At 73.0% G+C, this 25,404-nt stretch carries 22 protein-coding genes; 8 read left to right on the forward strand and 14 right to left on the reverse strand.

Going from position 1 to position 25,404, the window contains the following annotated elements:
* Positions 1 to 168 precede the first annotated feature (168 nt).
* The 4 genes from ACFYQQ_RS16910 (at position 169) to ACFYQQ_RS16925 (ending at position 5,711) form a co-directional block, all read left to right on the forward strand.
* A complete protein-coding gene (locus tag ACFYQQ_RS16910; protein ID WP_355788574.1) occupies positions 169 to 1,524 on the forward strand; it encodes an aspartate aminotransferase family protein in 1,356 nt (451 codons plus the stop codon).
* A gap of 147 nt (positions 1,525 to 1,671) precedes the next feature.
* Positions 1,672 to 2,364, forward strand: coding sequence for a GntR family transcriptional regulator (locus ACFYQQ_RS16915; RefSeq protein WP_355788578.1), 693 nt, complete (start codon positions 1,672 to 1,674; stop codon positions 2,362 to 2,364).
* The gene (locus tag ACFYQQ_RS16920; protein ID WP_388904810.1) at positions 2,361 to 4,838 is read left to right on the forward strand and encodes a glycosyltransferase; all 2,478 of its coding nucleotides are present in this window, start codon (positions 2,361 to 2,363) and stop codon (positions 4,836 to 4,838) included. Before ACFYQQ_RS16915 ends, ACFYQQ_RS16920 begins: the two co-directional genes overlap by 4 nt.
* 222 nt (positions 4,839 to 5,060) lie before the next feature.
* The gene (locus ACFYQQ_RS16925; RefSeq protein WP_355793430.1) at positions 5,061 to 5,711 is read left to right on the forward strand and encodes a hypothetical protein; all 651 of its coding nucleotides are present in this window, start codon (positions 5,061 to 5,063) and stop codon (positions 5,709 to 5,711) included.
* 18 nt (positions 5,712 to 5,729) lie between these two features.
* Here the strand turns inward: ACFYQQ_RS16925 and ACFYQQ_RS16930 are convergent, their stop codons facing one another.
* On the reverse strand, positions 5,730 to 6,020 hold the full coding sequence (locus ACFYQQ_RS16930; RefSeq protein ID WP_355793432.1) for a hypothetical protein: 291 nt from the start codon (positions 6,018 to 6,020) through the stop codon (positions 5,730 to 5,732).
* A 125-nt stretch (positions 6,021 to 6,145) separates the two neighbouring features.
* Positions 6,146 to 7,429, reverse strand: coding sequence for an adenylosuccinate synthase (locus tag ACFYQQ_RS16935; RefSeq protein ID WP_355793428.1), 1,284 nt, complete (start codon positions 7,427 to 7,429; stop codon positions 6,146 to 6,148).
* Positions 7,430 to 7,621: 192 nt separating this feature from the next.
* On the opposite strand from ACFYQQ_RS16935, the gene ACFYQQ_RS16940 reads away from it, so the two are divergent.
* On the forward strand, positions 7,622 to 8,461 hold the full coding sequence (locus ACFYQQ_RS16940) for a diacylglycerol kinase family protein (RefSeq protein ID WP_355788009.1): 840 nt from the start codon (positions 7,622 to 7,624) through the stop codon (positions 8,459 to 8,461).
* A gap of 428 nt (positions 8,462 to 8,889) precedes the next feature.
* Here ACFYQQ_RS16940 and ACFYQQ_RS16945 read toward each other — a convergent pair whose 3' ends face one another.
* A complete protein-coding gene (locus tag ACFYQQ_RS16945; protein WP_355788006.1) occupies positions 8,890 to 9,408 on the reverse strand; it encodes a MarR family transcriptional regulator in 519 nt (172 codons plus the stop codon).
* Between the two features lie 113 nt (positions 9,409 to 9,521).
* Between ACFYQQ_RS16945 and ACFYQQ_RS16950 the strand changes: the two genes are divergently transcribed.
* The gene (locus ACFYQQ_RS16950) at positions 9,522 to 10,469 is read left to right on the forward strand and encodes an ABC transporter ATP-binding protein (RefSeq protein ID WP_355788002.1); all 948 of its coding nucleotides are present in this window, start codon (positions 9,522 to 9,524) and stop codon (positions 10,467 to 10,469) included.
* Complete coding sequence (locus tag ACFYQQ_RS16955) at positions 10,466 to 12,082, forward strand: ABC transporter permease (protein WP_355787999.1); 1,617 nt, start codon at positions 10,466 to 10,468, stop codon at positions 12,080 to 12,082. Before ACFYQQ_RS16950 ends, ACFYQQ_RS16955 begins: the two co-directional genes overlap by 4 nt.
* A gap of 168 nt (positions 12,083 to 12,250) precedes the next feature.
* Here ACFYQQ_RS16955 and ACFYQQ_RS16960 read toward each other — a convergent pair whose 3' ends face one another.
* From ACFYQQ_RS16960 to ACFYQQ_RS16975, 4 genes are all read right to left on the reverse strand, one after another.
* Complete coding sequence (locus ACFYQQ_RS16960) at positions 12,251 to 13,453, reverse strand: cytochrome P450 (RefSeq protein WP_355787996.1); 1,203 nt, start codon at positions 13,451 to 13,453, stop codon at positions 12,251 to 12,253.
* Between the two features lie 107 nt (positions 13,454 to 13,560).
* Positions 13,561 to 14,319 (reverse strand): response regulator, encoded by a 759-nt coding sequence (locus tag ACFYQQ_RS16965; protein ID WP_388904811.1) that lies wholly within the window; start codon positions 14,317 to 14,319, stop codon positions 13,561 to 13,563.
* The gene (locus ACFYQQ_RS16970; RefSeq protein WP_355793052.1) at positions 14,316 to 15,668 is read right to left on the reverse strand and encodes a histidine kinase; all 1,353 of its coding nucleotides are present in this window, start codon (positions 15,666 to 15,668) and stop codon (positions 14,316 to 14,318) included. Before ACFYQQ_RS16970 ends, ACFYQQ_RS16965 begins: the two co-directional genes overlap by 4 nt.
* A 152-nt stretch (positions 15,669 to 15,820) precedes the next feature.
* Entirely contained in the window at positions 15,821 to 16,729 is a 909-nt protein-coding gene (locus ACFYQQ_RS16975) for an alpha/beta hydrolase (protein WP_355793054.1), read from the reverse strand.
* A gap of 366 nt (positions 16,730 to 17,095) precedes the next feature.
* Here ACFYQQ_RS16975 and ACFYQQ_RS16980 point away from each other — a divergent pair, with 366 nt between their 5' ends.
* The gene (locus ACFYQQ_RS16980) at positions 17,096 to 17,704 is read left to right on the forward strand and encodes a TetR/AcrR family transcriptional regulator (RefSeq protein ID WP_356163785.1); all 609 of its coding nucleotides are present in this window, start codon (positions 17,096 to 17,098) and stop codon (positions 17,702 to 17,704) included.
* A gap of 235 nt (positions 17,705 to 17,939) precedes the next feature.
* Here ACFYQQ_RS16980 and kynU read toward each other — a convergent pair whose 3' ends face one another.
* The 7 genes from kynU to ACFYQQ_RS17015 all read right to left on the reverse strand — a co-directional run bounded on the left by kynU (position 17,940) and on the right by ACFYQQ_RS17015 (position 25,349).
* Complete coding sequence (kynU, locus tag ACFYQQ_RS16985) at positions 17,940 to 19,124, reverse strand: kynureninase (protein WP_356163784.1); 1,185 nt, start codon at positions 19,122 to 19,124, stop codon at positions 17,940 to 17,942.
* Positions 19,117 to 19,971, reverse strand: a complete 855-nt coding sequence (locus ACFYQQ_RS16990; RefSeq protein ID WP_355793885.1) for a tryptophan 2,3-dioxygenase family protein — start codon at positions 19,969 to 19,971, stop codon at positions 19,117 to 19,119. The genes kynU and ACFYQQ_RS16990 overlap by 8 nt, the downstream gene beginning before the upstream one ends.
* Positions 19,972 to 20,140: 169 nt before the next feature.
* A complete protein-coding gene (locus ACFYQQ_RS16995) occupies positions 20,141 to 20,554 on the reverse strand; it encodes a DUF3151 domain-containing protein (RefSeq protein WP_355793884.1) in 414 nt (137 codons plus the stop codon).
* Between the two features lie 456 nt (positions 20,555 to 21,010).
* Entirely contained in the window at positions 21,011 to 22,510 is a 1,500-nt protein-coding gene (locus ACFYQQ_RS17000) for an MFS transporter (RefSeq protein ID WP_355790999.1), read from the reverse strand.
* 99 nt (positions 22,511 to 22,609) lie between these two features.
* The gene (gene fbaA, locus ACFYQQ_RS17005; RefSeq protein ID WP_355790996.1) at positions 22,610 to 23,632 is read right to left on the reverse strand and encodes a class II fructose-bisphosphate aldolase; all 1,023 of its coding nucleotides are present in this window, start codon (positions 23,630 to 23,632) and stop codon (positions 22,610 to 22,612) included.
* Positions 23,633 to 23,964: 332 nt separating this feature from the next.
* Positions 23,965 to 24,513, reverse strand: coding sequence for an orotate phosphoribosyltransferase (gene pyrE / locus ACFYQQ_RS17010; RefSeq protein WP_355790993.1), 549 nt, complete (start codon positions 24,511 to 24,513; stop codon positions 23,965 to 23,967).
* A 44-nt stretch (positions 24,514 to 24,557) separates the two neighbouring features.
* Positions 24,558 to 25,349, reverse strand: coding sequence for an aldose 1-epimerase (locus ACFYQQ_RS17015; protein WP_356163783.1), 792 nt, complete (start codon positions 25,347 to 25,349; stop codon positions 24,558 to 24,560).
* Between the last annotated feature and the right edge of the window lie 55 nt (positions 25,350 to 25,404).

Consider the following 25,404-nt stretch of genomic DNA (forward strand, 5'->3'; position numbering starts at 1 on the left):
GCGGCGTCTACGGTTCCGTAACAGCGGAGGGCGGCGGACCAGGGCCGGGCGGCGCCCCTCCGCCGGGCGAGGGGGCGCGGCGGGGGCCGACAACCTGTCGCGGAAAGCCCCCGTCCGCAGACAGGACGCCGATGTCGCGTCCGTGTCCGGGACATCTACCCTCGCGGCATGACCCCTCAGCCCAACCCCCAGGCCGGCGCCGCCGTGAAGGCCGCGGACCGTGCGCACGTCTTCCACTCCTGGTCCGCGCAGGAGCTCATCGACCCGCTCGCCGTCGCCGGCGCGGAGGGGTCGTACTTCTGGGACTACGACGGCAAGCGGTATCTGGACTTCACCAGCGGGCTCGTCTTCACCAACATCGGCTACCAGCACCCCAAGGTCGTCGCCGCGATCCAGGAACAGGCCGCGACCCTGTCCACCTTCGCGCCCGCCTTCGCCGTCGAGGCCCGCTCGGAGGCGGCGCGGCTCATAGCCGAGCGGACCCCCGGCGACCTGGACAAGATCTTCTTCACCAACGGCGGGGCCGAGGCCGTCGAGAACGCCACGCGCATGGCCCGGCTGCACACCGGCCGCCCCAAGGTGCTGTCGGCCTACCGCTCGTACCACGGCGCCACCTCCACCGCGATCAACCTCACCGGCGACCCGCGCCGCTGGCCGAACGACATCGGCGCCGCGGGCGTCGTCCACTTCTGGGCGCCGTTCCTCTACCGCTCCCCCTTCCACTCCGACAGCGAGCGGCAGGAGTGCGAGCGCGCGCTCCAGCACCTGGAGGACACGATCGCCTTCGAGGGCCCGGCGACCGTCGCGGCCGTCGTCCTGGAGACCGTCCCGGGCACCGCGGGCATCATGACCCCGCCGCCCGGCTACCTCGCCGGCGTCCGCGAGATCTGCGACCGGTACGGCATCGTCTTCGTCCTGGACGAGGTCATGGCCGGGTTCGGGCGCACCGGCAGGTGGTTCGCCGCCGACCACTACGACGTGACGCCGGACCTGCTGACCTTCGCCAAGGGCGTGAACTCCGGATACGTGCCGCTGGGCGGCGTCGCCATCTCGGGGGCCATCGCGGAGACCTTCGCCCGGCGGCCCTACCCCGGCGGCCTCACCTACTCCGGACACCCGCTGGCCTGCGCCGCCGCCGTCGCCACCATCAACGTGATGGAGGAGGAGGACGTCGTCGGACAGGCGGCCCGGACCGGCGAGAGCGTCATCGGGCCCGCGCTGCGCGAGCTGGCCGAGCGCCACCCGAGCATCGGCGAGGTGCGCGGCACCGGCATGTTCTGGGCCCTGGAACTCGTGCGGAACCGGGAGACCCGGGAGCCGCTGGTCCCCTACAACGCGAGCGGCGAGGCCAACGCGCCGATGGCGGCGTTCGCGGCGGCGGCCAAGGCCCACGGCCTGTGGCCCTTCGTCAACATGAACCGCACGCACGTCGTGCCGCCGTGCAACATCAGCGAGGCGGAGGCCAAGGAGGGCCTCGCCGCGCTGGACGAGGCACTGTCCGTGGCAGACGAACACACCGTGTGACGACCGGCGGACGCCGCCCCGGACGCCGGGACGCGGACGTCCGCACGGACTCTCCTGGCTCAGCGACCCCACCGCGTAAGGTGACGTGCTCGTAGACACACATGAGCGACGACCACGTACCCGTACGCGATGGGGGAGCCAGACACCATGCCCGGCACCGGCGGCGGCGCCGTAACCCGTAGCACCCTGCGGCAGCAGATCGCGGACGCCCTCCGTGACGAGGTGCTGGCCGGCCGGCTCCAGGCGGGGCAGGAGTTCACGGTGAAGGAGATCGCCGAGCAGTACGGCGTCTCCGCGACCCCGGTCCGCGAGGCCCTCGTCGACCTGTCGGCGCAGGGCCTCCTGGACTCCGTCCAGCACCGCGGCTTCCGGGTCCACGAGTACTCCCTGGACGACTACCGGGGCATGATCGAGGCCCGGAGCATGATCACGGACGGCATCTTCCGCAGCCTGGCCGGCGGCTCCATGAAGGACGCCGACAAGCCGCGCGCCCTCGCCGCGCTCGCCGGGGTGCGCCGCCGGGGCGAGGAGGCCGCCCGCGCCGCCGTCGCCGGCGACCTGAACGTCCTCATCGGCTACGACCTGCGCTTCTGGCGCGAGCTGAGCGGACTGTTCGGCAACCCCTACCTCGCCGACTTCCTGCACCGCATGCGCGTCCAGTCCTGGGTGTGCACGGTGCAGCATCTGCGGCGGTTGACCGACCTCAAAGGGCACCTGTGGTCGGGGCACACCGATCTCGTGGACGCGCTGGCGCGGCGCGAGCCCGGGGAGGCGCACGCGATCGTCGCCGCGTACAACGCGCACTCCCTCGCCCTCGTCGAACGGCTGGCCGCCGGATGAGCGCGCCGCAGTACACGGACGTCGTCGAGGACCGGCCGGCCAAGGACGTGGAACTCACGGTCGTCGTGCCCGCCTACAACGAGGAGCGGCGGCTCGGCCCGACGCTCGACGCCATCGTCGCCCACCTCGGCGAGGACGACGGCCGGTTCGGGGACTGGGAGCTGATCGTCGTCGACGACGGTTCCACGGACGCGACCGCGGACGTCGTCGCGGCGGTGACGGCCCGCGACCCCCGGGTCCGGTTCGTCGCGAGCCCCAGCAACCGCGGCAAGGGCCACGCGCTGCGCCTCGGTGTCGCCGCCTCGCGCGGCCGGCGCGTGCTGGTCACCGACGCCGACCTGGCGGCCCCGATCGAGGAGCTGGAGCACCTCGACAAGGCGCTCGCCGACGGCCGGGCCGCGGCGATCGGCTCCCGGGCGACGGCCGGCGCGACGATAGAGACGCACCAGCACCGGCTGCGCGAGTTCCTCGGCCGCGCCGGCAACTTCCTGATACGCAGGGTCGCGGTGCCCGGCATACGCGACACCCAGTGCGGCTTCAAGCTCTTCGACGGCGACCGCGCCCGCGAGGCGTTCGCCGCCTCCCGGCTCAACGGCTGGGGCATAGACGTCGAGATACTCCAGCACTTCCGCCGCTCCGGCTGGGCGGTCGCCGAGGTCCCGGTGCGCTGGGCGCACCAGTCCGGCTCGAAGGTACGGCCCCTGGACTACGGCCGGGTCCTCGCCGAACTGTCCCTCCTCAAACTGCGCCTGATCGGCCCGGCGGACGTGCTGGCCGCGGCCCTCTTCCTCCTCATGTCGGTGGCCCTGTACTCCGGCCGCTGGACGAACCCCGACGACCGCTACCTCGTCGACTCGCTCCAGGACCAGAACCAGTGGGAGTGGTTCTTCGCGGTCACCGCCGACAACGTCCGCCATCTGCACAACCCCCTGTTCACGACCCTCCAGGGCTTCCCTGACGGCGTGAACCTGATGGCCAACACGGTCATGCTGGGCCTGTCGGTCCCCTTCACCCCGGTCACCCTGCTCCTCGGCCCCGCCGTCTCCCTCAACCTGGTGATGACGCTGGGCCTCGCCGCCACCGCCGCCGCCTGGTACTGGCTGATCGTCAAGCGGGTCGTACGGCAGCGGGGCGCGGCCTTCCTCGGCGCCGCGCTCGCCGCCTTCGCGCCCCCGATGGTGAGCCACGCCAACGCGCACCCGAACTTCGTGATCCTGCTGATGATCCCGCTGATCATCGACCGCGCCCTCCGGCTGTGCGCCGGCACCCGGGTGGTCCGCGACGGCGTGGTCCTCGGGCTGATGGCGGCCTACCAGATCTTCCTGGGCGAGGAGCCGCTGCTGCTCGCCTCGATGGGGATGGCCCTGTTCGCGCTCGCCTACGCGGCCGTCCGCCGGGACGTCGCCAAGGCGTCCTGGCGCCCGCTGCTCCGCGGCCTCGGGATCGCGGCGGCCGTCTGCCTGCCGCTGGTCGCCTTCCCCCTGTACTGGCAGTTCGCCGGACCGCAGAGCTACAAGAGCGTGCTGCACGGCGACAACGCGGGCAACAGCCCGCTCGCGCTGCTGTCCTTCGCGGAGCGCTCGCTGGTGGCGGGGAACGCGGAGACCGCGGGCGCGCTGTCCCTGAACCCCACCGAGCAGAACGCCTTCTACGGCTGGCCGCTGGCCGCGCTCGCCTTCGCGATCGTCGTACGGCTGTGGGACCGGGCGCTCGTCAAGGCGCTCGCGTTCACCGTGCTCGCGGCCGCGGCACTGTCCCTCGGCCCCGAGTTCCGCATCCCGCTGACGGACGTGGTGCTGCCCGGCCCCTGGGCGGCGCTGGCGGGCAAGCCGCTGTTCGAGTCGGTCATCGAGGGACGGGTGGCGATGGTCTGCGCGCCCGCCCTGGGCATGCTGGTGGCGCTCGCCTTCGACAGGCTCGTCCGCACCCGCGCCCTCGTCACCCAGTACCTGGGGATGGTGGCCGTCGCCGCCGCGCTGCTCCCCCTGGTCCCGGCGCCGCTGAAGTCCGTGGACCGGGCGGACGTCCCCGCCTTCGTCGCGGACGGGACCTGGAAGCCGTACGTCGGCCAGGGCGAGTCCCTGGTGCCGGTGCCGCTGCCGGACCCCGTCAACGCGGACGCGCTGCACTGGCAGACGACCGCGGACCTCGGTTTCCGGCTGCCCGGCGGCTACTTCAACGGCCCGTTCGGCGAGGAGCGGGTCGGCATCTACGGCGCCGCGCCCCGCTACACGTCCAACCTGCTGCGCGAGATCGCCAACACGGGCGCCGTCCCGGAGATCGGCGAGAACTGGCGGGCGCAGGCGCGTTACGACTTCGCGTACTGGAAGGCGGGGGTGCTGGTGCTCGGCCCGCAGGTCCACCAGGACGCGCTGCGGCAGGCGGTGGACGAGCTGGTCGGGCACCCGGGCACGTTCACCGGCGGGGCCTGGGTCTGGGACCTGGACGGCTCCGGAAGGTACAGCCCGTCGTAGCGGCGTCCGGCCGCCGGGGTTTGAGGGCCGGTCCGGTGGGCGATCGGGGGTGTGGGGGCACAGCCCCCGGGCGGGGCCGTGGACGGGCAGCCCTCGGTGCCGCCCCGGGGACGGATATGGGCCGGAGTTGCGCACCGGGAGTCACCGGCGGGCGCCGCGCGCATTACGCTTCCCTGACCATCGTCGTACCGCTGCCGCGCAACGAACCAGAGGAGTCGTCTGTTGGCCTGTGACCTGTGGCTGGTCCCGCTCGTCGACGTGTTGTGCCACACCCCCGACAACCCCTTCGCCGAGGAGCTCGCGCTCTACGACAAGGTGCTGGGCGAAGCCGGACTCCCACCGGTCCCGGTCTACGCGTACATGCCCGGACTGACCGGTGAGGTCGCCCCGGTCGCGGGCTTCGACTACGACGCGCTGCACTTCCTGCGGCGGGCGTACCTGCTGCAGATGTGCGGTCTCGCGGTGACCCCGGTGGACGAACTGGGCGGCGACTACGAGCAGCTCCTGGAGATGTTCGAGACCAACGCCCAGCAGTCGCACCTCGTGTGGCACTACGACCACGCGGGCGCCTATGTCCCGGTCGACTTCGCGTACCCGCTCTCCAGCGACGAGCTCCTGGCCGGCGGCGGGCCCCTCGGCTCGGCCCACGGCCTGCTGCGGGAGCTGGAGTTCGTCGGACCGTCGATCGGCATCGACCCGGGCAATCCGCCCGTGGCACCGGAACCGCCGCACGCGCCCACGGAGTTGGAGGAACCGGCCGCGCCCGCCCCCTACGACGCGAGCCCCTTCGCCCGTGAACGGCACGTCTGGCTGGGCCTGCACGCGGCCGCCACGCGCAGCCTCGCCCAGGGATCGATGATCATCTTCAGCTGAGGGGGCTCCCGGCGCTGGTCAGCGGAGCTGGGAGAGGCCCTTCTGGAGGTCGTCCGCGTTCATGATGGGGAAGACCTCGACCTTGGCGTTGAGCTGGGTGAAGAACGGTTCGCCCACGGGGGGCAGCTCGGAGCTGTCCGACATGTCGAAGACGAGGTAGCACGTCCGGCGGCCGCCCTCGGGGCCGAAGTACGCGGCCTCGGGCCTCAGGTGCTCCATCGTCTCCTTGATGAGCTGCGGCATCTTGCCGCTCGTCAGGGCCTCGTTGGCCTTGTCGGTGTCCATCGTGGCTTTGAGCATGACGCGCATCGCACTCACCTTCTCCTGGCTGGGACGCACGCACTCCTACACCTTCAGCGTATGCCCGCTTCGTCCCCTTCGCCCCAGCAGAAAGGGCGCCCCGCGGGGCGCCCTTTCCGTGGTCCCGGGACCGGCTAGATGAACGAGTTGATCTCGATCGTCTCGTCCCTGCCGGGGCCGACGCCGATCGCGGAGATCGGTGCGCCGGACATCTCCTCCAGCGCCTTCACATACGCCTGGGCGTTCTTGGGCAGGTCGGCGAAGGACTTGGCCTTCGTGATGTCCTCCGACCAGCCGGGCAGGGTCTCGTAGACGGGCTTCGCGTGGTGGAAGTCCGTCTGCGAGTACGGGAGTTCCTCGACGCGCTTGCCGTCGATCTCGTACGCCACGCAGACCGGGATCTCCTCCCAGCCGGTCAGCACGTCCAGCTTGGTGAGGAAGAAGTCCGTCAGACCGTTCACCCGCGTCGCGTACCGGGCGATGACCGCGTCGAACCAGCCGCAGCGCCGGTCACGGCCGGTGGTGACACCGCGCTCGCCGCCGATGCGGCGCAGCGCCTCGCCGTCCTCGTCGAACAGCTCGGTCGGGAACGGGCCCGAACCGACGCGCGTGGTGTACGCCTTGAGGATGCCGATGACCCGGCTGATCTTCGTGGGCCCGACACCCGCGCCGGTGCAGGCACCACCGGCGGTCGGGTTGCTGGACGTCACGAAGGGGTACGTGCCGTGGTCGATGTCCAGGAGCGTGCCCTGGCCGCCCTCGAAGAGCACGACCTTGTCCTGCTCCAGGGCCTGGTTCAGGACCAGGACGGTGTCCGCGACGTACGGCTTGAGCCGGTCCGCGTAGCCGAGCAGCTCCTCGACGACCTGGCCGGCCTCGATGGCACGCCGGTTGTAGAGCTTGGTGAGCAGCTGGTTCTTGACCTCGAGGGCCGCTTCGACCTTCTGCGTCAGGATCGACTCGTCGTACAGGTCCTGGATGCGGATGCCGACGCGGTTGATCTTGTCCGCGTACGTCGGGCCGATACCGCGGCCGGTGGTACCGATCTTGCGCTTGCCGAGGAAGCGCTCGGTGACCTTGTCGACCGTGACGTTGTACGGCGTGATGATGTGCGCGTTGCCGCTGATCAGGAGCTTGGAGGTGTCGACGCCGCGCTCGTTGAGCCCGTTCAGCTCGGAGAACAGGACCGAGGGGTCGACGACGACTCCGTTGCCGATCACCGGCGTGCACTCAGGCGTGAGGATTCCGGAAGGGAGGAGGTGGAGGGCGTACTTCTGATCGCCCACGACTACCGTATGGCCGGCGTTGTTGCCGCCCTGGTATCGCACCACGTAGTCCACGGAACCACCGAGCAGGTCGGTGGCCTTTCCCTTGCCTTCGTCACCCCACTGAGCACCGAGCAGCACAAGTGCGGGCACAGGCGTACACCCCTTCCGGGCGGGGCATGTCCAAGGTCGGGGACGTACGCTGCTGTCTTTGCTGTACGGCTGCGTGCGCCGGCGACCACCTTTGGCCGCGACCGTCGGACCGGATGCCCCGGAATAGACGAAGCCCCTGGCGCAATAGCGCAAGGGGCTCTTGCACCAAGATGCTACCCGAGGAAGCGAGGCATGACCGAGGTGGCGGCTTCCGACCAGCTCCTGGTGGTCATCGACCCGGTCGCCCGTCGCGGCGACGGGGAGTCGGTACGGATCGCGAAAGACGTGCTCAGCGCGGGTGCGGCCACCAAGGTGTGCCTCCCTGACGGGCCCGAGGAATTCGCCCGGGCACTGGCCCGAAGGGGTTCCCGGCGGCCGGTGGTGATCGGCGACGACCGGGCGCTGCTGCGTGCCGTCTCCCTCCTCCACCGGCAGCGCGAGCTCACGGCGTGCGCGCTCTCCCTGGTGCCCGTGGGCGGCGCGCTCTCGCTCGCCCGCGCCCTGGGTGTGCCGACGGGCGCGGTGGCGGCGGCCCGCTGCGTGCTGGAGGGCGCCGTGCGGCGCCTCGATCTGCTGGTGGACGACAGCGACGGTGTGGTGGTCGGCGGGCTGCGGATCCCCTCCCTGCCGCTGACCGTCGGCTCCGCCGCCGACGACTCCCCCGCCCATGCCTGGCTGCGGACCTGCCAGTCCCTGGTCCGCACGCTGGCCACCCGCCCCTCCCGGCCGGCGTCCGTGACCGGCCCCGGCCCCAGTCGCCTGCGGATCGAGGTCGACGGCGTGACCCTCGTCGACCTCGACCAGCCCGTGGAGGCGGTCTCGGTGACGCCCTGCGCGGGCGGCAGCGCCGAGGTGGAGGTGCGGCGCCTGTCCCTGGGCGCGGAGGCCTCCCCCCTGCGGGCGGTGGGCCGCCGCGTGACCGTCTCGGGCGCGGACTTCCGCTACCGGGCGGACTCGGTGATCACCGGCCCGGTCCGCACCCGAACCTGGACGGTCCGAGAATCCGCCTGGGGCCTGACCCTCCCGAACTGACAGATCACCCCGGGGCACACTTCAGCCCCTCCGGCGTTCGAGGAGCGGGGCAAAATCCAGCCCCTCCGGCGTTCGAGGAGCGGGGTCCGGGGCGGAGCCCCGTGTCGGGACGGAAAGCCGGCGCCCCGAGGGTGTCGGCCTCTCCGCGACGGGGGATTTTCAGCCCCTCCGGCGCTTGAGGAGCGGGGTCCGGGGCGGAGCCCCGCGGCGGGACGGGTAGGGGCGGAGGGGGCGAGGAAAGGCTGCCGGACCGGCGTACGGAGACCGGCGGAACCGGGTGGAGGCAGGCGCACCGGGCCGACGTAACGGACCGCAGGTCGGCGCCCCCTGGGCGCGGTCCAGAGCGGCGGGCCGGAGCGGGACCGGACGCCGGTTCGGCCACGTCGGCGTGAGTCAACCCGGTGGGCCGGGTGACCGCAGGCGTCGGGTCAGGCGTCGCCGAAGAGCCGCTCACGATGAACCCGCCACCGCGCCATCACCCCGGCCAACTCCCCGTCGACGAACTCGAAGAACGCCAGAGTCTCGGCCAGCCGCCGCCCCGCGGGCGTACCGGCCCCGAGCCGCTCCACCCCGTCCCGCAAAGCGGACTGCCACCGCTTGATCGCGGCGTCCCGGTTGGTCAGCGCCTCGTACCACTGGTCGCTGTGCACGCGATACCGCTCCCGCCGCGACCCGGGCTCCCGCTCCCGGGACACCAGGTGCTGCTGCGCGAGATACCGCACCGCCCCGGACACGGCGGCCGCACTGACCCGCAGCCCCTCACCGAGCTGGACCGAGGTGAGCGCCCCGGAGTCGGAGGCGAGCAACGCGGTGAACACCCGGGCCGGCATCCGCGGCATCCCCGCCTCGACGAGCTGCGCCGCGAAGCCCTCGACGAACACGGAGACCGACTCCTCGTCGCGCCCGGGATCCTCACCGACGCGTGCGGCTCCGCCCGATTCCGTCATCCCTGGACCATCTCCCGTCGTCTTCCCCGCTCGTGTACCACCCCCGAGTCTATCCAGCCTTTCCGCAATTCCTTAAGTTCACAAATTTCTGAAAGAAGCGTACGTTCAGAAGCATGACGAAGGCAATCAGCGTCTCCGGGCTCCACAAGTCGTTCGGGACGACGCGCGCGCTGGACGGCCTCGACCTGGAGGTCGCGGCCGGCGAGGTCCACGGCTTCCTCGGCCCGAACGGCGCCGGGAAGTCCACCGCCATCCGCGTCCTGCTCGGCCTGCTGCGCGCCGACTCGGGCACGGCACGGGTGCTTGAGCGGGACCCCTGGTCGGACGCCGTGGAACTGCACCGCCGGGTCGCGTACGTGCCCGGCGACGTCACCCTCTGGCGCAACCTGTCCGGCGGTGAGGTCATCGACCTGTACGGGCGGCTGCGCGGCGGCCTCGACCCCGCGCGCCGCGCCGAGCTGATCGAGCGGTTCGAACTGGACCCGACCAGGAAGGGACGTACGTACTCCAAGGGCAACCGCCAGAAGGTCGCCCTCGTCGCCGCGTTCGCCTCGGACGTCGACCTGCTGATCCTGGACGAGCCCACCTCCGGCCTCGACCCGCTGATGGAGGAGGTCTTCCAGCGGTGCGTCGAGGAGGAGCGGGACCGCGGCCGCACCGTCCTGCTGTCGTCGCACATCCTCAGCGAGGTGGAGGAGCTGTGCGACCGGGTCAGCATCATCCGCAAGGGCGTCACCGTGGAGAGCGGCACCCTCGCCGAACTGCGCCACCTGACCCGTACCAGCGTCACCGCCGAGCTCGCCGGCCCGCCCGACGGCCTCGCGGACCTGCCGGGCGTCCACCACCTGGCCGTGGAGCCCGCGGGGACCCGCCCTGACGGCGTCTGGGGCCGGGTGCGGCTCCAGGTCGACACCGACAGGCTGGACGCCGTCCTGCGGGCGCTCACCGCCTCGGGCGTACGGTCGCTGAAGTCCTCCCCGCCCACCCTGGAGGAGCTGTTCCTGCGGCACTACCAGGACGACGTACCGGCGCGGGACGCGCGGCGGGCGGTGACGCGGTGACCGCCCTGACCACCGGCGCCCGTGCGGTCCCCCGCCCCGGCGGGTCACGCCCGCTGGCCGGGACGGGCGCCCTCCTGCGGTTCGCGCTGCGCCGGGACCGGCTGATGATCCCCCTGTGGGTCCTCGTCGTCGCTACGACCGTGCTCTCCGTGCCGGGCGCCCTGGAGAGCGTGTACGCCACCGCCGCCGACCGCGCCGGGGTGGTGGCCCAGGTGCGGGCGAACGGCTCCCTGCGCGCCATGTACGGGCCCGTGTACGGCGACTCGCTCGGCGCGCTCACGGCCTGGCGCATCGGCGGTTTCGCGGGCGTCCTCGCCGCCGTCATGAGCCTGCTCGTCGTCGTACGGCACACCCGCGACGAGGAGGAGAGCGGACGTCAGGAGCTGATCTCCTCGGCGATGGTCGGACGGCGCGCCCCGCTGACCGCGTCGCTGCTGGTGGCGCTCGTGGCGAACGCGGCCCTCGCGCTGCTCGTCACGGCCGGACTCGCCGGCCGTGGTGCCGCCGGAGCCCTCGCCCTCGGCCTCGGCGTCGCCGGCGTCGGGATGGTCTTCGCGACGGCGGCGGCGGTCCTCGCCCAGTTCACCGAGAGCGCCCGGCTCGCCAAGGGGCTGACGGGTGCCCTGCTCGGGACGGCGTTCGTGCTGCGGGCGTCCGGCGACTCCGCCACGGCGGTCGGCTCGTCGGTACCGGCCTGGCTCTCCCCGCTCGGCTGGCTGGAGAACCTGCGCCCCTTCGCCGGCGAACGGTGGTGGGTGCTCGCGCTCCTCGCCGCCGCCGTCGCCCTCCAGGGGACCGCCGCCTACGTCCTGGCCGGCCGCCGCGACCTCGGCATGAGCTTCCTGCCGACCCGGCCCGGACCCGCCACCGGGCGCCTGGGATCGGCGGCCGCGCTGGCCTGGCGCCTCCAGCGGGGCGGCCTACTGGGCTGGAGCCTCGGCTACCTGGCCGCCGGAGCCGCCTTCGGCGCGATGACCAAGGGCGCCGCCGGTCTCGTGGGCGACAACGAGAGGACCCGGGAGATCATCGAGCGGATGGGCGGTGAGTCCGGGATCACGGACGCCTTCCTCGGCACCCTGGCCGGCCTGCTCGGCATGGTCGGCGCCCTCTACGTCGTGCAGTCCGTGCTGCGCCTGCACGCCGAGGAGACCTCGGGTCGGGCCGAGCCGGTCCTCGCGGGCGCGGTCGGGCGGCTGCGCTGGGCCGCCGGGCACCTGGCCGTCGCTTTCGGCGGGTCCGCCCTGCTCATGGCCGTCGGCGGTCTCGGGCTCGCCGCCGGATACGGCCACGGGCCCGGCCCCGTCCTCGGCGCCTGCCTGGTCCAGCTGCCCGCGGTCTGGGTCGTCGGCGGACTCGCCGTCCTCCTCCACGGTGTCTCGCCGCGCCTTGCCCCGGCCGCCTGGGCGGTCGCGGGCGCGGCCCTCCTCCTCGGCTGGATCGGACCCGCGCTGGACGTGCCGCGGTCCGTCATGGACCTCTCCCCCTTCGGCCACCTGCCGAAGCTGCCGGGCGGCTCGATGGCGTGGCCGCCGGTGTTCGTCCTGACCGGGATCGCGGCGGCCCTCACCGCGGCGGGCCTGGCGGCGCTGAGGCGACGGGACATGAGCAGCTGAGGGGAGATCCGTGAGCGGCTGTCAGCGGCTCAGCGTGAGGGGGCGCGGGCGGCTCGCGGCTCAGGGTGCGGGGGCGCGGGCGGCTCGCGGCTGAGGGTGGGTCGTAAGCCGCTCTGGAGGGGCCGCCCGTGCCGCCGCCGGATCGGTGCGGCGCCACGGGGCGGGCTCTCAGACCTCGACGCGCAGCCCCTCCAGCCCCCGGATCACGAAGTTCGGCTTGCGCTCCGGCTCGGACGCCAGGCTCAGGCCGGGTGCCTGCTCCAGCAGCGCGTCCAGGGAGGCGCCCAGTTCCAGCCGGGCCAGTGGCGCCCCGATGCAGTAGTGGATGCCAGCGCTGAACGAGATGTGGGGGTTGTCCTTCCGCGCCAGATCCAGCTTCTCCGGCTCGGTGAACACGGCCGGGTCGTGGTTGGCGGAACCGAACAGCATCGCGATCTCCGAACCCCGCGGGACCGTCGTGCCGTCGATCTCGATGTCGTCCAGGACCCACCGCTCGAAGAGCTGGAGCGGGGTGTCGTAGCGCATCAGCTCCTCCACCGCCGTCGGGACGAGCGACCGGTCGGCGCGCAGGGCCGCCAACTGGTCCGGGTGCCGGAACAGCGCCCACCAGCCGTTCACCGTCGCGTTGACCGTCGCCTCGTGTCCCGCGTTCAGCAGCAGCACGCAGGTGGAGATCATCTCCTGCTCGGTCAGCCGGTCGCCCTCGTCGTGCGCCGCGATTAGCCCCGAGACCAGGTCGTCGCCCGGCTCCTTGCGGCGGAGCGCGATCAGCTCCTGGAGGTACTCCGTGAACTCGACGGACGCCCGCACCGCCCGCCGCGCCGTCTCCGGGGACGGCTTCAGCTCGTACATCCCGCAGATGTCCGCCGACCAGGGCCGCAGCGGTGCCCGGTCCGACTCCGGGATGCCCAGCATCTCGGCGATCACCGCCACCGGCAGCGGTTCGGCGACGTCGCTCAGCAGATCGCCGCCGCCCGCCGCCACCAGGCCCGCGACCAGCTCGGACGCCAGCCGGTGCACGTACGGCCGCAGCTGCTCGACCGTGCGCGGGGTGAACGCCTTCGACACCAGCCGCCGGATCCGGGTGTGGTCCGGGGGCTCCAGGTCGAGCATGCCGTGGTCGTTCAGGACGTGGAACGGCTCGTGCTCCGGGGGCGGTGCCGTGCGCCCGAAGTCCTCGTGCGTGAACCGGTGCTGGTACGTGCGGCCCAGGCGCCGGTCCCGCAGCAGCGCCGAGACGTCCGCGTGGTGCGGCACCAGCCACTGGCCGGTCGGCTCGTAGAAGTGCACGCGGCCCTGGGCACGCAGCTCGGCATACGCGGGGTAGGGGTCGGCGACGAACGCCGGGTCCCAGGGGTCGAAGGCAGTCATGTCCGGACGCTAGCCCGCCGCACCCCCGGCTGACCAGGGGTGTCGGCCCGTGGCGGGCCGCGCCCCGCGTCCGCCTCCGGACCCGGCCCGGGGACCCGTCCGGCGCCTCAGGCCGGTCGCACCAGCCGTGCCTCGTACGCGAACACGGCCGCCTGCGTGCGGTCGCGCAACCCCAGCTTGACGAGGATCCGGCTGACGTGGGTCTTGATGGTGGACTCGGCGACGACCAGGCGGCTCGCGATCTCCGCGTTGGAGAGGCCCTGCGCGATCAGGACCAGGACCTCCGTCTCCCGCTCGGTCAGCTCCCCGTACGCCGCCTGGGCCCCGGCGGGGAAGCGGGGCGCCTCCGAGAGCTTGGAGAACTCCGTGATCAGGCGCCTGGTCACCGAGGGGGCGAGCAACGCCTCACCCGAGGCCACCACCCTTACCCCGTCGGCCAGTTGGCGGGCCGAGGCGTCCTTCAGCAGGAACCCGGAGGCTCCCGCCCGCAGCGCCTGGTACACGTACTCGTCCAGGTCGAAGGTGGTCAGCACCAGCACCTTCGCCGCCCCGTCCGCGGCGACGATCTCCCGCGTCGCCTCGATGCCGTTCAGTTCCGGCATGCGGATGTCCATCAGGACGACGTCCGGGGAGAGTTCGCGCACCCGCCGCACGGCGTCGCGTCCGTTGACCGCCTCGCCGACCACCTCGATGTCCGGCATGGCGCCGAGCAGCACGGAGAACCCCTCACGCACCATCACCTGGTCGTCGGCGATCAGTACGCGGATGGTGCCGGGGGTGCCTTGGGCGCCGGGGGCTTGGGTGCCGTGGGTGCCGTGGGTGCCGTTCAACGTGTCGCCGTCCCTGCCGGCCGTGTCGCCCGTCATGCGGACTCCTCGGCGAGGGCCACCGGGAGGAAGACCGAGATCTCGTAGCCGCCGTCGGCCGTGCCGCCCGCCGTCATCTCGCCGTTCAGCATCGAGACGCGCTCGCGCATCCCGGTGATGCCGTGGCCCGCGCCGTGCGTGGACTTCTCGAAGGACGGCCCGGGGGCCGGGCCGTTCACGACGCGCAGACCGAGTCCGCCGAGCACGTAGCCGATCTCGACACGGGCCGTCGCGCCCGGCGCGTGCCGCAGGGTGTTGCTGAGCGCCTCCTGCACGATCCGGTACGCCGACAGCTCGACGCCCTGCGGCAGTTCGCGCACCGCGCCGGTGACCGCCTTGTCGACGGGCAGGCCCGCCTCGCGCACGTTCGCCAGGAGCGCGTCGAGGTCGGCGAGCGTCGGCTGCGGGGCGTCCGGCGCCTCGTAGTCCTCGGCCCGTACGACGCCGAGGACGCGGCGCAGCTCGGTCAGCGCCGCGACCGCGTTCTCCCGGATCGTGGCGAAGGCCTTCTCCAGCTCCGGGGGCGGGTTCTCGACGCGGTACGGGGCGGCCTCGGCCTGGATGGCGACCACCGACATGTGGTGCGCGACCACGTCGTGCAGCTCGCGGGCGATGTTGGTGCGCTCCTCGAGGAGCGTGCGCCGGGACCGTTCGTGGGCGGTGACCGTCTGCTGGGCGGTCACCTCCCGCTCCGCCTGCCGGCGCACCTGCCCCACCGTGACGACCAGCAGGGCGAGCGCCGACACGAACAGGAACGGCACGCTGTTGCTCGCGTAGTGCCCGCCGCCCAGGAGCGTCTCGATCAGGAAGCCGTACGCCGCCGTCAGCGCCCACATCCAGGCCGCCGTGCGCGGACGGGTCCGGGCGGCGACGACCGTGAGGACGACCAGGTGGGTGGCGAAGGTGGCGGGCGCCCAGGGCCAGTCCGACCACGCGGTGCCGAGCATGGCGACGACCGGCGAGGCCGTCATGGAGAACCAGAAGGCGCCGACCGGCCTCACCAGCGTCAGCAGGACCGGCGTCACCGAGAGGATCACCGTCAGCAGGTCCGTGAGACCGCCGCCGCCCTCGCTGGACGTGGCGGAGATGAGCAGCACCAGCAGCGCGGCCGCCGTCACCAGCGCGTGCGGGGTCCAGGCCGCGTACCGCCGGGCCCGCTCGGGGAGCCGGCGGGACAGCGGACCGTCCCCGCGCAGCGGCGGCAGGGGCCGGTAGGCGAAGGCGTCGTGGAAGAGGTCCTCGCGCAGCCTCCGCAGGGCACCCATGGCCAGCCTGAACTCGGGGCTGCGCCCGTCGTCGGCACCGCCCACCGGTATCGGCATCGTCTTCGTCCGGGTCGTCTCGGTCACATACAGAACCGTAGGGCGAGCGCGGGCCCCGGTCGTCCCCAGTGAGAGGGGTCCTCCCGGATCCTTCTCAGGTACTACGGGGAGGACCAGGCGGCGGAGGGTGCGGGTGCCTGGTCGCCGGTACGGAGCCGTGCCGGGCGGCGCTCCCGTCGTCACCAGGCCAGTTGGGCGATCTCCTCGGCGACCACGGCGCACGCGTCCGCCGCGGGGTCGATGAGAGGGAAGTGGCCCACGCCCTCCAGGAGGGTCAGGCCGACCACCTCGCCGGCCTTGGCCGCCGCGTCCGCGTACGACTCCGCGACGGCCTGCGGCACCACGATGTCGCCGCGGCCCTGCACGAGCGTGGTCGCGATGCCGGTCGGCAACAGCAGGGCCGGGTCCGCGTACGCCCTGCGCTCGGCGAACTTGGCGCCGCCGCCGAGGAGTTGGACCGTCGCGCCCGAGCAGACGTCCAGCTTCTCGGCGACACCGAGGTCGGCGACCGGGGCGAGCGCCACGACGCCGCGCAGCGGGGCCGGACGGTCGAGGAACCAGGGGGCGTCGGCCGGCAGGAGGTGGCGGGCGGACGCCCACAGCGCCAGGTGCCCGCCCGCCGAGTGACCGGTGACGACGACACGGCGCGGATCGGCCTGGGGCAGCGCCTCCCGGACGAGGCCGGGCAGGGCGTCGAGCGCCGCCGCGACGTCGTCGAAGGTGTCCGGCCAGCGGCCCGCGACGGGGCCGGTGCCGCCCTGCGCGGGGATGGCGCTGCCGCGCCGGTACTCGACATTGGCCACGGCGAAGCCCCGCCGGGCCAGGAAGTCGGCGAACGGGGTCACGTGCCGGCGGTCGAACGGCGCCCGCCACGCCCCGCCGTGCAGGACCACCACGACCGGCGCGGGCACGGCCGTCTCGGGGCCGCGCGGGGCGTAGAAGTCGATCACCTGGTCGGGGTGGTCGCCGTACGCCACGGTGGAGTCCGGGTCGACGGCCGGATGCGAGAAGGCGGACGCCTCTTCGGCGGCGTCGCGGACGATGTCGTCACGGCCTTCGGCATCACGGGGGACGGCGTCGTCCGGCATGCTCCAACCTCTCAGCGGCGAAACGGAATTGGACGGGAAGACGGAGGTGGTTCGGAGGGGGCCAGGAGGGATTCGGCCGTTGGCGGGGACGGTATCAGGCCGGTGACGTGCGCGGACAGGTGGATGTCACGCTGGGTGAGGGTTAAACGGTTCTGCTGTTTCGTTACGCTGGTGGTGGGTGCGCGGTAGTCCCCGGTTCCCCCGGTTCGGACCACCGCATCCCGGCCGGGCGGCGCGTGACGTGCGATGTGCGACATGCGCTGTGCGCTGTGCGCTGTGCGCTGTGCTTCTCGGCCGGCTTGTCCTGTCCCTGTCCGGCATGTTCCAGTCCGCCCCACCCCTTCCGCCGCATCCCCAGGAGGCCGCATGTCCGCCGAGCCCGGCACCGTACGACCCGGGGGCCGCACCGCGCGCGTGCGTGCCGCCGTACTGCGGGCGGCCGGGGACATGCTGGTCGAGCGGGGCTTCGCGCACCTCGACCTCGCGGATGTGGCCCGGCGGGCCGAGGTCGGCAAGACGACCGTGTACCGCCGCTGGGGCAACGTCACCGGCCTCGTCGCGGACCTCCTCGCCGACATGGCCGAGCAGTCCCTGAGCCGTACCGACCTGGGCTCCGTGCTGGAGGACCTGCGCGCCAACGCCGCGCTGGTCCAGCGGACGCTGGCCGACCCCCGGCAGGGCGCGCTGTTCCGCGCCGTCATCGCGGCGGCCACGTGCGACGCGCGTACGGCGGAGGCGTTGGCCCGTTTCTACGAGGTGCGCGTCGCGGAGTGGGTGCCGTGCGTCCGACGCGGCGTCGAGCGCGGGGAGTTGCCTGCCGGCACCGACCCGGCGCAGGTCGTGCGGGCCGTGTCCGCTCCGCTGTACTACACCCTGCTCACCACGGGCACGGCTCCCGACCCGGCCGCCGCGGACCGGGCGGCACGGGCCGCTGTGGCTGCGGCGGCGGCCGGGGTGTACACGACCGACGGGTGACCGCCGCCGCTCCGTGCGGAGGGGCCGTTTTCCGGTGCGGGTTCCGGTGCGTGGCGCCTCGGTCCGTGTGTGGTGCCGGGTCCGGCGCGGTGCGGGTTCCGGTGCGTGGCGCCCCGGTCCGGTGTGTGGTGCCGGGTCCGGCGCGGTGCGGGTTCCGGTGCGTGGGGCCCCGGTGGATGGCCGGTGCGTCGTGCGGGCGGGCTGTGGGTTCCGCCCGCACGACGGGCCGTGGGGCTTACTCCAGTACCTCCGCCAGGACCCGTACCGCCCGTTCCACGTCCGCGAAGCCGACGTACAGCGGGGTGAACCCGAAGCGGAGGACGTCCGGGTGCCGGAAGTCGCCCACCACTCCGCGTTCGATGAGCCGCTTCATCACCGCACCGGCGTCCGCGCAGCGCAGCGCCACCTGGCTGCCCCGCTCCTCGTGCGCCGCCGGGGTCAGGGACTCCACGCGGCCCTCGGGCACGTACGCCGCGACGCACTCCAGGAAGAAGTCCGTCAGCGCCAGCGACTTGGCCCGCACCGCCTCGACTCCGACGCCGTCCCACACCTCCAGAGCCGCCTCCAGCGCGAGCATGGAGAGGATGTCCGGCGTGCCGACCCGGCCGCGCAGCGCACCCTGCGCGGGCTCGAACTCCCCCCGCATGCCGAAGGGTTCGGCATGCGAGTTCCAGCCGGGCAGCGGCGAGTCGAAACGGTCCTGGAGCTCCGCGCGCACGTAGAGGTACGCCGGTGAACCCGGGCCCCCGTTCAGGTACTTGTACGTGCAGCCGACGGCCAGGTCGACCCCGTGCTCGTCCAGTCCGACCGGCAGAGCCCCCGCGCTGTGGCACAGGTCCCAGACCGCATACGCCCCGGCCTCGTGCACCGCCGCCGTCAGCCCGGGCAGGTCGTACAGCCGGCCCGTGCGGTAGTCGATGTGGTTCAGCAGCACCGCCGCCGTCCGCGGGCCCAGCGCCCCGGTCACCTCGTCGGGGGCCACCGCGCGCAGCGTGCACCCGGTCATCCGCGCCGCCGACGCCGCTATGTACCCGTCCGTCGGGAACGTCGTGGCGTCGACCAGGATCTCGTCGCGCCCCTCCCCCGCGAGGCGCACCGCGCCGACGACCGCCTTGAACACGTTGACGCTGGTCGAGTCACCGACGACGATCTGGCCGGCGGCGGCCCCCACCAGCGGGGCGATGCGGTCGCCGATCCGCTCCGGAGCGGTCCACCAGCCGCTCTCCTCCCAGGACCGGATGCGCAGCTCGCCCCACTGCCTGCGGACCACGTCGTCCACCCGGCCCGGCACCGCCACGGGCAGCGCGCCCAGCGAGTTGCCGTCCAGGTACACGGTGTCGTCGAGCACGAAGCGCTCGCGCAGTGCGCCGAGCGGGTCGGCCGCGTCCAGTTCCTTCGCCCTGGTGCGCACCTCAGACATGGGACCTCGCCGTCCACAGCTCGGGGAACACGTTCTTCTGCGCCCGCTTCTCCAGCCAGGCCACGCCCGCCGAGCCGCCGGTGCCGGTCTTGGCCCCCATCGCGCGGCGGGTCGCCACCAAGTGGTCGTTGCGCCAGCGCCACACCAGCTCGGCCACGTCGGTCAGCGCCTCGCCCAGGCGGGCGAGTTCACCGCTCTCGTCCCCGGCGTAGAGCTCCGTCCACACGGCCTCCACCTCCGGCGACGGCTCGTACTTCTTCGCGACGTCGCGCTCCAGCACCGCGTCCGGGATCGCGTACCCGCGCCGCGCGAGCAGCCGCAGCACCTCGTCGTACACGCTCGGCTCGTGCAGCGCCTTCTCCAGCTCGGCGTGCACGCGCGGTGCCCCGCGGTGCGGGACGAGCATCGACGCGGACTTGTCGCCGAGCAGGAACTCCATGCGGCGGTACATCGCGGACTGGAAGCCGGATCCCTCGCCGAGGGCGCTGCGGTACGAGTTGAACTGCGCCGGGGTCAGCTGGCCCAGCGGGCGCCAGGACGCGTTGAGCGCCTCCAGCTCGCGGACCGAGCGCTTCAGCGCGGCGACGGCCGTCTTCACGTCGTCCGCGCGCAGGGCGCGCGCCGTGGTCTCCCACTCGTGCACGATGACCGTGAACCACAGCTCCATGACCTGGGTCGTCACCAGGAAGACCATCTCGCCGGGGTCGTCCGAGAGGGTGTGCTGGAGGTGGGTCAGGACGTCCGCCTGCACGTAGTCCTCGTAAGGCGTGGTCCCCTGGAAGTCGAGATGCGGGGTCTCGGGCTCCTGAGCCTCTGCGGGCTGAGTCTGATGAGCCTGTTGGGACATCGCTGTCTCCTGTTGCGTACTCCGGGTAGCGGTCCGCCCCTGCCGTTACCGGCACGGGGGCCCCGGTCCCCACCGCGCATCCTCCGCAATGGTCCCCCGAAACCGCAAGGCCCGCCTGGTCACACCAGGCGGGCCCGGCGACCGCGGCCGGCGGTCGGGGCGACGGGGCCTAGCCCAGCGTCTGGGCCGCCGTGGGCGAGGAGTCCTTCAGGAACTGGCTGCAGCGCTCGTACTCCTCCTGCTCGCCGATCGCCTGCGCGGCGCGGGCGAGGGCGTGCAGGGCGCGCAGGAAGCCGCGGTTCGGCTCGTGCTCCCACGGGACCGGGCCGTGGCCCTTCCAGCCGTTGCGGCGCAGGGAGTCCAGGCCGCGGTGGTAGCCCGTACGGGCGTAGGCGTACGACTCGACGACGCTGGCGCGCTCGAAGGCGTCGTCGGCCAGCTGGGCCCAGGCGAGCGAGGAGGTGGGGTACTTCGCGGCGACGTCGGCGGGGGGAGTGCCGTTCGCGAGGAGCTCGCGGGGCTCCGGGTCGTCGGGCAGTTCGGTCGGGGGCGGTCCCCCGAGGAGGTTCTCGTGAAGGCTCATGGGCTCCAGTCTGCGCCATGCGGAGGGGGCGGTGGGCGCCGGGCGCGGCGGGGCCGGAGGGAGCGGTGGGCGCCGCGCGCTGTGGGGCCGGTGGATGGGTCGGGGCCGTGCCGGTACATCCGGCCGTCGGTAGTTGTTGCTGGCCCCCGTTACCAGCGTTCCTCGGTCGGGTACGTCCCCGTCTCGACGGCCATTTGATGTACCGGCACGGCCCCTCCGGTGCGATGGCGGCTTGCGGTATGTGGGGGCCGTGGCGCGGGGGCGCGGGCCCGGTGGCCCTAGCTGCGGGCATGCGTGCCGCTAGGGGCGGCACGGGTGGGCGCAGCGGCACCCCGTAGGCGCCGGGCTCGCCGACCCACCCCACCCAGCTGCGGCATCGGGTGCCGGATCCGCGTGGGGTGACTGGGCCTGCGTGGGCGGTACCCGTGGGCGCCGGTCCACCCCCGTCGGCCGGGGTCAGCGCGGGGGTTCCGGAGGGTCGGGGGACGGGCGGGCCGACTCCAGGGGAGGGGCCGTAAGCCAGCCGTGCGTACGGCACTGCGGGCGCCGGCACTCCGGCCGAGGCCGCCGTACGGTCGTGAACGCCACCACCGCCCCCACGACGAGCACCCCCGCACACCACGGCATCGCCCGCCGGAACGCGGCGTCGAACTGCTCCGCCGACCGGTACGCCTCCGGCCCCATCCCCGCCAGCAACGGCAGCGTCGCCACCGCGACGAGGCCCGCCACCCGGGCCGCCGCGTTGTTGATCCCGCTGGCCAGCCCCGCCCGGCCGGCGTCCAGCGAGGCCAGCACGGTGGCCGTGAGCGGTGCGACCAGGGTCACCATGCCCGCGCCCATGACCAGCACCGCCGGCAGGACGTCCGGCACGTACGAGGTGTCCGGCCCCACCCGCAGCATCAGCAGCATCCCGGCCGCGCACAGCAGCGGCCCCACCGTCAGCGGCAGCCGCGGGCCGATCCGCTGGGCCAGGTCACCGGAACGGGCCGAGAACAGCAGCATCAGCACGGTCGTCGGCAGCAGGGCCGTACCCGCTTCCAGGGCCGAGTAGCCGGCCACCACCTGGAGCTGGAGCGCGGTCAGGAAGAAGAAGCCGCCGAAGGCCGCGTACACGCAGAGGGTCACGAGGTTGACCGCCGTGAACTGCCGGGACGCGAACACCTCCAGCGGCAGCATCGGATCGGGCCGCCGCCGCTCCACCACCACGAACGCCACCCCGGCCGCGAGCCCCGCGACCGCCGTGACCACCACGACGACGGTGCCGTTGCGGGCCTCCGTCAGCGCGTACGTCACCAGGGCCAGCGACACGGCGGCCAGCACCGCGCCGAGCACGTCGAAGTGCCCGTGGGCTCGCCCGTCGGCCGACTCGGGGACGTGCCGTACCGCGACGGGCACGCACAGCAGGGCCAGCGGGACGTTCAGGAGGAAGACCCAGCGCCAGCCCGGCCCGTCCACCAGCCAGCCGCCCAGGAACGGCCCCACGGCCGCCCCGACTCCGCCGAAGCCGGACCAGAGCCCCACCGCCTTCGCCCGGTCGTCCGGATGGAAGGACGCCTGGATCAGCGCGAGCGAACCGGGGGTGAGCAGCGCCCCGCCGACCCCCTGGAGGGCGCGCGCCGCGACGAGGACGCCCGCGCTCGGCGACAGCCCGCAGAGCAGCGAGGCCGCCGCGAACCACACCACCCCGATCACGAAGATCTTCCGCCGCCCGAAGTGGTCGCCCAGGGCACCGCCGAGCAGGATCAGGCCCGCCAGGGTGAGCAGGTACGCGTTGACCGTCCACTGGAGCGCGGCGAGATCGGCGTCCAGGTCGCGGCCGACGCGGGGCAGGGCGACGTTGACGACGGTCGAGTCCAGCAGGGCCATGCCGGACCCCAGCACCGTGGCCAGCAGGATCCACCTGCCCTGGGGCGAGGCGATCCTGATGGCCGGGGTCTCCTGCGGCGGGGCAGCCATGCAGCCGATCATCCCGCGTCGGGCGCCGTACGGCCAGGCTTGGTGACGGCGAAGGGCCCGCCCCACGGGGGGCGGGCCCTTCGCCGGAGAGGACCGGGACTACTTGATCTTCGTGCCGGTGGAGCGGAGGTTGGCGCACGCCTCGGTGACCCGCTTGGCCATGGAGGCCTCGGCGAGCTTGCCCCAGGTGCGGGGGTCGTAGGTCTTCTTGTTGCCGACCTCGCCGTCGACCTTCAGGACACCGTCGTAGTTGCGGAGCATGTGGTCCGCGACGGGGCGGGTGAACGCGTACTGCGTGTCGGTGTCGAGGTTCATCTTCACGACGCCGTTCTCCAGGGCCGTGGCGATCTCCTCGGCCGAGGAGCCCGAGCCGCCGTGGAAGACGAAGTCGAACGGGGAGGGCTTGCCGTACTTGGCGGCAACGCCCTCGTTCAGCTCCTTGAGGAGCTCCGGACGCAGGACGACGTTGCCCGGCTTGTAGACGCCGTGCACGTTGCCGAAGGAGGCGGCCAGCAGGTAGCGGCCCTTCTCGCCCAGACCCAGGGCCTCGGCCGTACGGATGGCGTCGTCGACCGTCGTGTACAGCGAGTCGTTGATCTCGTGCGTGACGCCGTCCTCCTCGCCGCCGGTCGGGGTGATCTCGACCTCGAGGATGATCTTCGCGGCGCGGGCGCGCTCCAGCAGCTCCTGGCCGATGGCCAGGTTGTCGGCGAGGGTCTCCGCCGAGCCGTCCCACATGTGGGACTGGAACAGCGGGTTGCGGCCGGCCTTGACGCGCTCCTCGGAGACCGCCAGCAGCGGGCGCACGTACCCGTCGAGCTTGTCCTTGGGGCAGTGGTCCGTGTGCAGCGCGACCGTGACCGGGTACTTCTCGGCGACGATGTGGGCGAACTCGGCCAGGGCCACGGCACCGGTGACCATGTCCTTGCTGTACTGGCCGCCCAGGAACTCGGCGCCGCCGGTGGACATTTGGATGATGCCGTCGCTCTCGGCCTCCGCGAAGCCGCGCAGCGCAGCGTGCAGGGTCTGGGTCGAGGTCACGTTGATGGCCGGGTAGGCGAACTTGCCTGCCTTCGCCCGGTCGAGCATCTCGTTGTAGACCTCGGGGGTTGCGATGGGCATCTGTCCGCTCCTTGTATGTGCGGGTGGCGTGGTGCTTACGGCCCTGACCTAGGGGGGCGACGTCATCGTCGGCCCCATCTTTCCAGACTCGGCCCGATGGTCCATCCAGGGCGTCCGGCCTGTGGACAACCGGGCCGGGCCCTGGGCCGTGTCCGCAAAGTCCCGCCTGTTCCGCGACGCCTGGCACGCACTCTCGCCGCACCGGGCGAAGCCCCGAGTACGCCCAGTACGAGGGACTCCGCCCGGCACCCCGAGAGCACGCACCAGACGTCCCGGAACCCGCCCTCCGGGCGGACGACGGGACTTTGCGGACACGACCTGGTGGACGAGGCTCAGTCGAGGCCCAGCTCGTCCTTGGAGAAGGCGAACAGGTACGGCACCCCGGCACCCTCCCGGATCTTCTCGGCGGCGCCCGTCGCCCGGTCGACGATGGTGGCGACGCCGACGACCTCGGCGCCCGCCTCGCGGACCGCCTCGACGGCGGTGAGCGGGGAGCCGCCGGTGGTGGAGGTGTCCTCGACGACGAGGACCCGGCGGCCCTTGATCTCCGGGCCCTCGACGCGGCGCTGCAGCCCGTGCGCCTTGGCGGCCTTGCGCACCACGAAGGCGTCGAGCCGACGCCCGCGCGCGGCGGCGGCGTGCAGCATGGACGCGGCGACGGGGTCGGCGCCCATGGTGAGGCCGCCCACCGCGTCGAAGTCGAGCTCCGCGGTGAGGTCCAGGAGCACCTGGCCGACCAGCGGGGCGGCCTCCCCGTCGAGGGTGATGCGGCGCAGGTCGACGTAGTAGTCGGCCTCCAGGCCCGAGGAGAGGGTCACCTTGCCGTGCACCACGGCCTTGTCCTTGATCTGCTGCAGCAGCGCGCCGCGTACGTCACTCATGCCAGCCAGCTTAGAGGCGCCGCCGGGCCCCGCCCGCGCCCGCCTCAGAGGCGTCGCCAGGTCCAGGTGGTGGCGGCTTCCAGGGGTTCGATCGGGGTGACCAGCCTGGGCTGGGAGTTGAGCCCGTCGGGCGGTCCGGTCTGCGGCTCCACGCAGACGGCGGCCTCCTGCTCGTCGTACACGACGACCCACTGCTCGGGGCTGGTGACCTTCAGCTCCAGGTGCCCGGGCCAGGTGACCGTGACGTCGACGCCGTCGGGCATCCCGAAGCAGTCGTCCCAGGGGCCGGGCCCCGGCTCGGTGCGCCGCCCGGTGGGCAGGTGGTCGTCGCCGCGCTCCTCCTGCCAGGCGGGCGCGAAGTCCAGCCGTGCGTCCTCACCCGTGCCGAGGTTCCGGTTGAACCAGGGGTGCCAGCCGATCTGCGCCGGGAAGGAGGACTCGTGCGCCTCCACGGCCATGGCGAGCGTGAGGCTGTCCTCGGTCAGGGTCACGATCTGGGTGACGCGGCCGGGGTGCGGCCAGGGGTCGACGAGGTCGTACGTGATGACGGCCTCGCCGTCGCCGGCCCGCGCGGTGCGCCAGGCGCCGTCCCGGACGGTGCCGTGGATGGCGTGCGGCGGGGAGTTGAGGGGCATCTGCCGCAGGACGCCGCCGTCGCGGAAGCGTCCGTCTCGGATGCGCCCGCACCAGGGCACCATCGGGAAGCAGCCGAACTTGGGTCCCTGCCGCAGCAGTTCGACGCCGCCGATCCGCAGTCCGCCCACCCGTCCGCCGTTTCCCGGCTGTACGGTCACCTCCGCGTCGCCCGCGGTCAGCGTGATGTCTTCGTTACTCACGTGATGACCCTACTGGCCCGGCGGCGTGCCGATCAGCCCGTCCGGCACCGGAGGC

The organism is Streptomyces sp. NPDC005496 (assembly GCF_042872045.1).
Taxonomy (GTDB): Bacteria; Actinomycetota; Actinomycetes; order Streptomycetales; family Streptomycetaceae; genus Streptomyces.

Coding starts and splice junctions, on each gene's coding strand:
- ACFYQQ_RS16965 (WP_388904811.1), bottom strand. CDS start 14,319: ATGACGGGCGACACGGCCGGCAGGGACGGCGACACGTTGAACGGCACC.
- ACFYQQ_RS17000 (WP_355790999.1), bottom strand. CDS start 22,510: ATGGCTGCCCCGCCGCAGGAGACCCCGGCCATCAGGATCGCCTCGCCC.
- fbaA (WP_355790996.1), bottom strand. CDS start 23,632: ATGCCCATCGCAACCCCCGAGGTCTACAACGAGATGCTCGACCGGGCG.
- ACFYQQ_RS16980 (WP_356163785.1), top strand. CDS start 17,096: ATGTCCGCCGAGCCCGGCACCGTACGACCCGGGGGCCGCACCGCGCGC.
- ACFYQQ_RS16950 (WP_355788002.1), top strand. CDS start 9,522: ATGACGAAGGCAATCAGCGTCTCCGGGCTCCACAAGTCGTTCGGGACG.
- ACFYQQ_RS16915 (WP_355788578.1), top strand. CDS start 1,672: ATGCCCGGCACCGGCGGCGGCGCCGTAACCCGTAGCACCCTGCGGCAG.
- ACFYQQ_RS16940 (WP_355788009.1), top strand. CDS start 7,622: ATGACCGAGGTGGCGGCTTCCGACCAGCTCCTGGTGGTCATCGACCCG.
- ACFYQQ_RS16945 (WP_355788006.1), bottom strand. CDS start 9,408: ATGACGGAATCGGGCGGAGCCGCACGCGTCGGTGAGGATCCCGGGCGC.
- kynU (WP_356163784.1), bottom strand. CDS start 19,124: ATGTCTGAGGTGCGCACCAGGGCGAAGGAACTGGACGCGGCCGACCCG.
- ACFYQQ_RS16995 (WP_355793884.1), bottom strand. CDS start 20,554: ATGAGCCTTCACGAGAACCTCCTCGGGGGACCGCCCCCGACCGAACTG.
- ACFYQQ_RS16910 (WP_355788574.1), top strand. CDS start 169: ATGACCCCTCAGCCCAACCCCCAGGCCGGCGCCGCCGTGAAGGCCGCG.
- ACFYQQ_RS16930 (WP_355793432.1), bottom strand. CDS start 6,020: ATGCGCGTCATGCTCAAAGCCACGATGGACACCGACAAGGCCAACGAG.
- ACFYQQ_RS16920 (WP_388904810.1), top strand. CDS start 2,361: ATGAGCGCGCCGCAGTACACGGACGTCGTCGAGGACCGGCCGGCCAAG.
- ACFYQQ_RS16990 (WP_355793885.1), bottom strand. CDS start 19,971: ATGTCCCAACAGGCTCATCAGACTCAGCCCGCAGAGGCTCAGGAGCCC.
- pyrE (WP_355790993.1), bottom strand. CDS start 24,513: ATGAGTGACGTACGCGGCGCGCTGCTGCAGCAGATCAAGGACAAGGCC.
- ACFYQQ_RS16960 (WP_355787996.1), bottom strand. CDS start 13,453: ATGACTGCCTTCGACCCCTGGGACCCGGCGTTCGTCGCCGACCCCTAC.
- ACFYQQ_RS16975 (WP_355793054.1), bottom strand. CDS start 16,729: ATGCCGGACGACGCCGTCCCCCGTGATGCCGAAGGCCGTGACGACATC.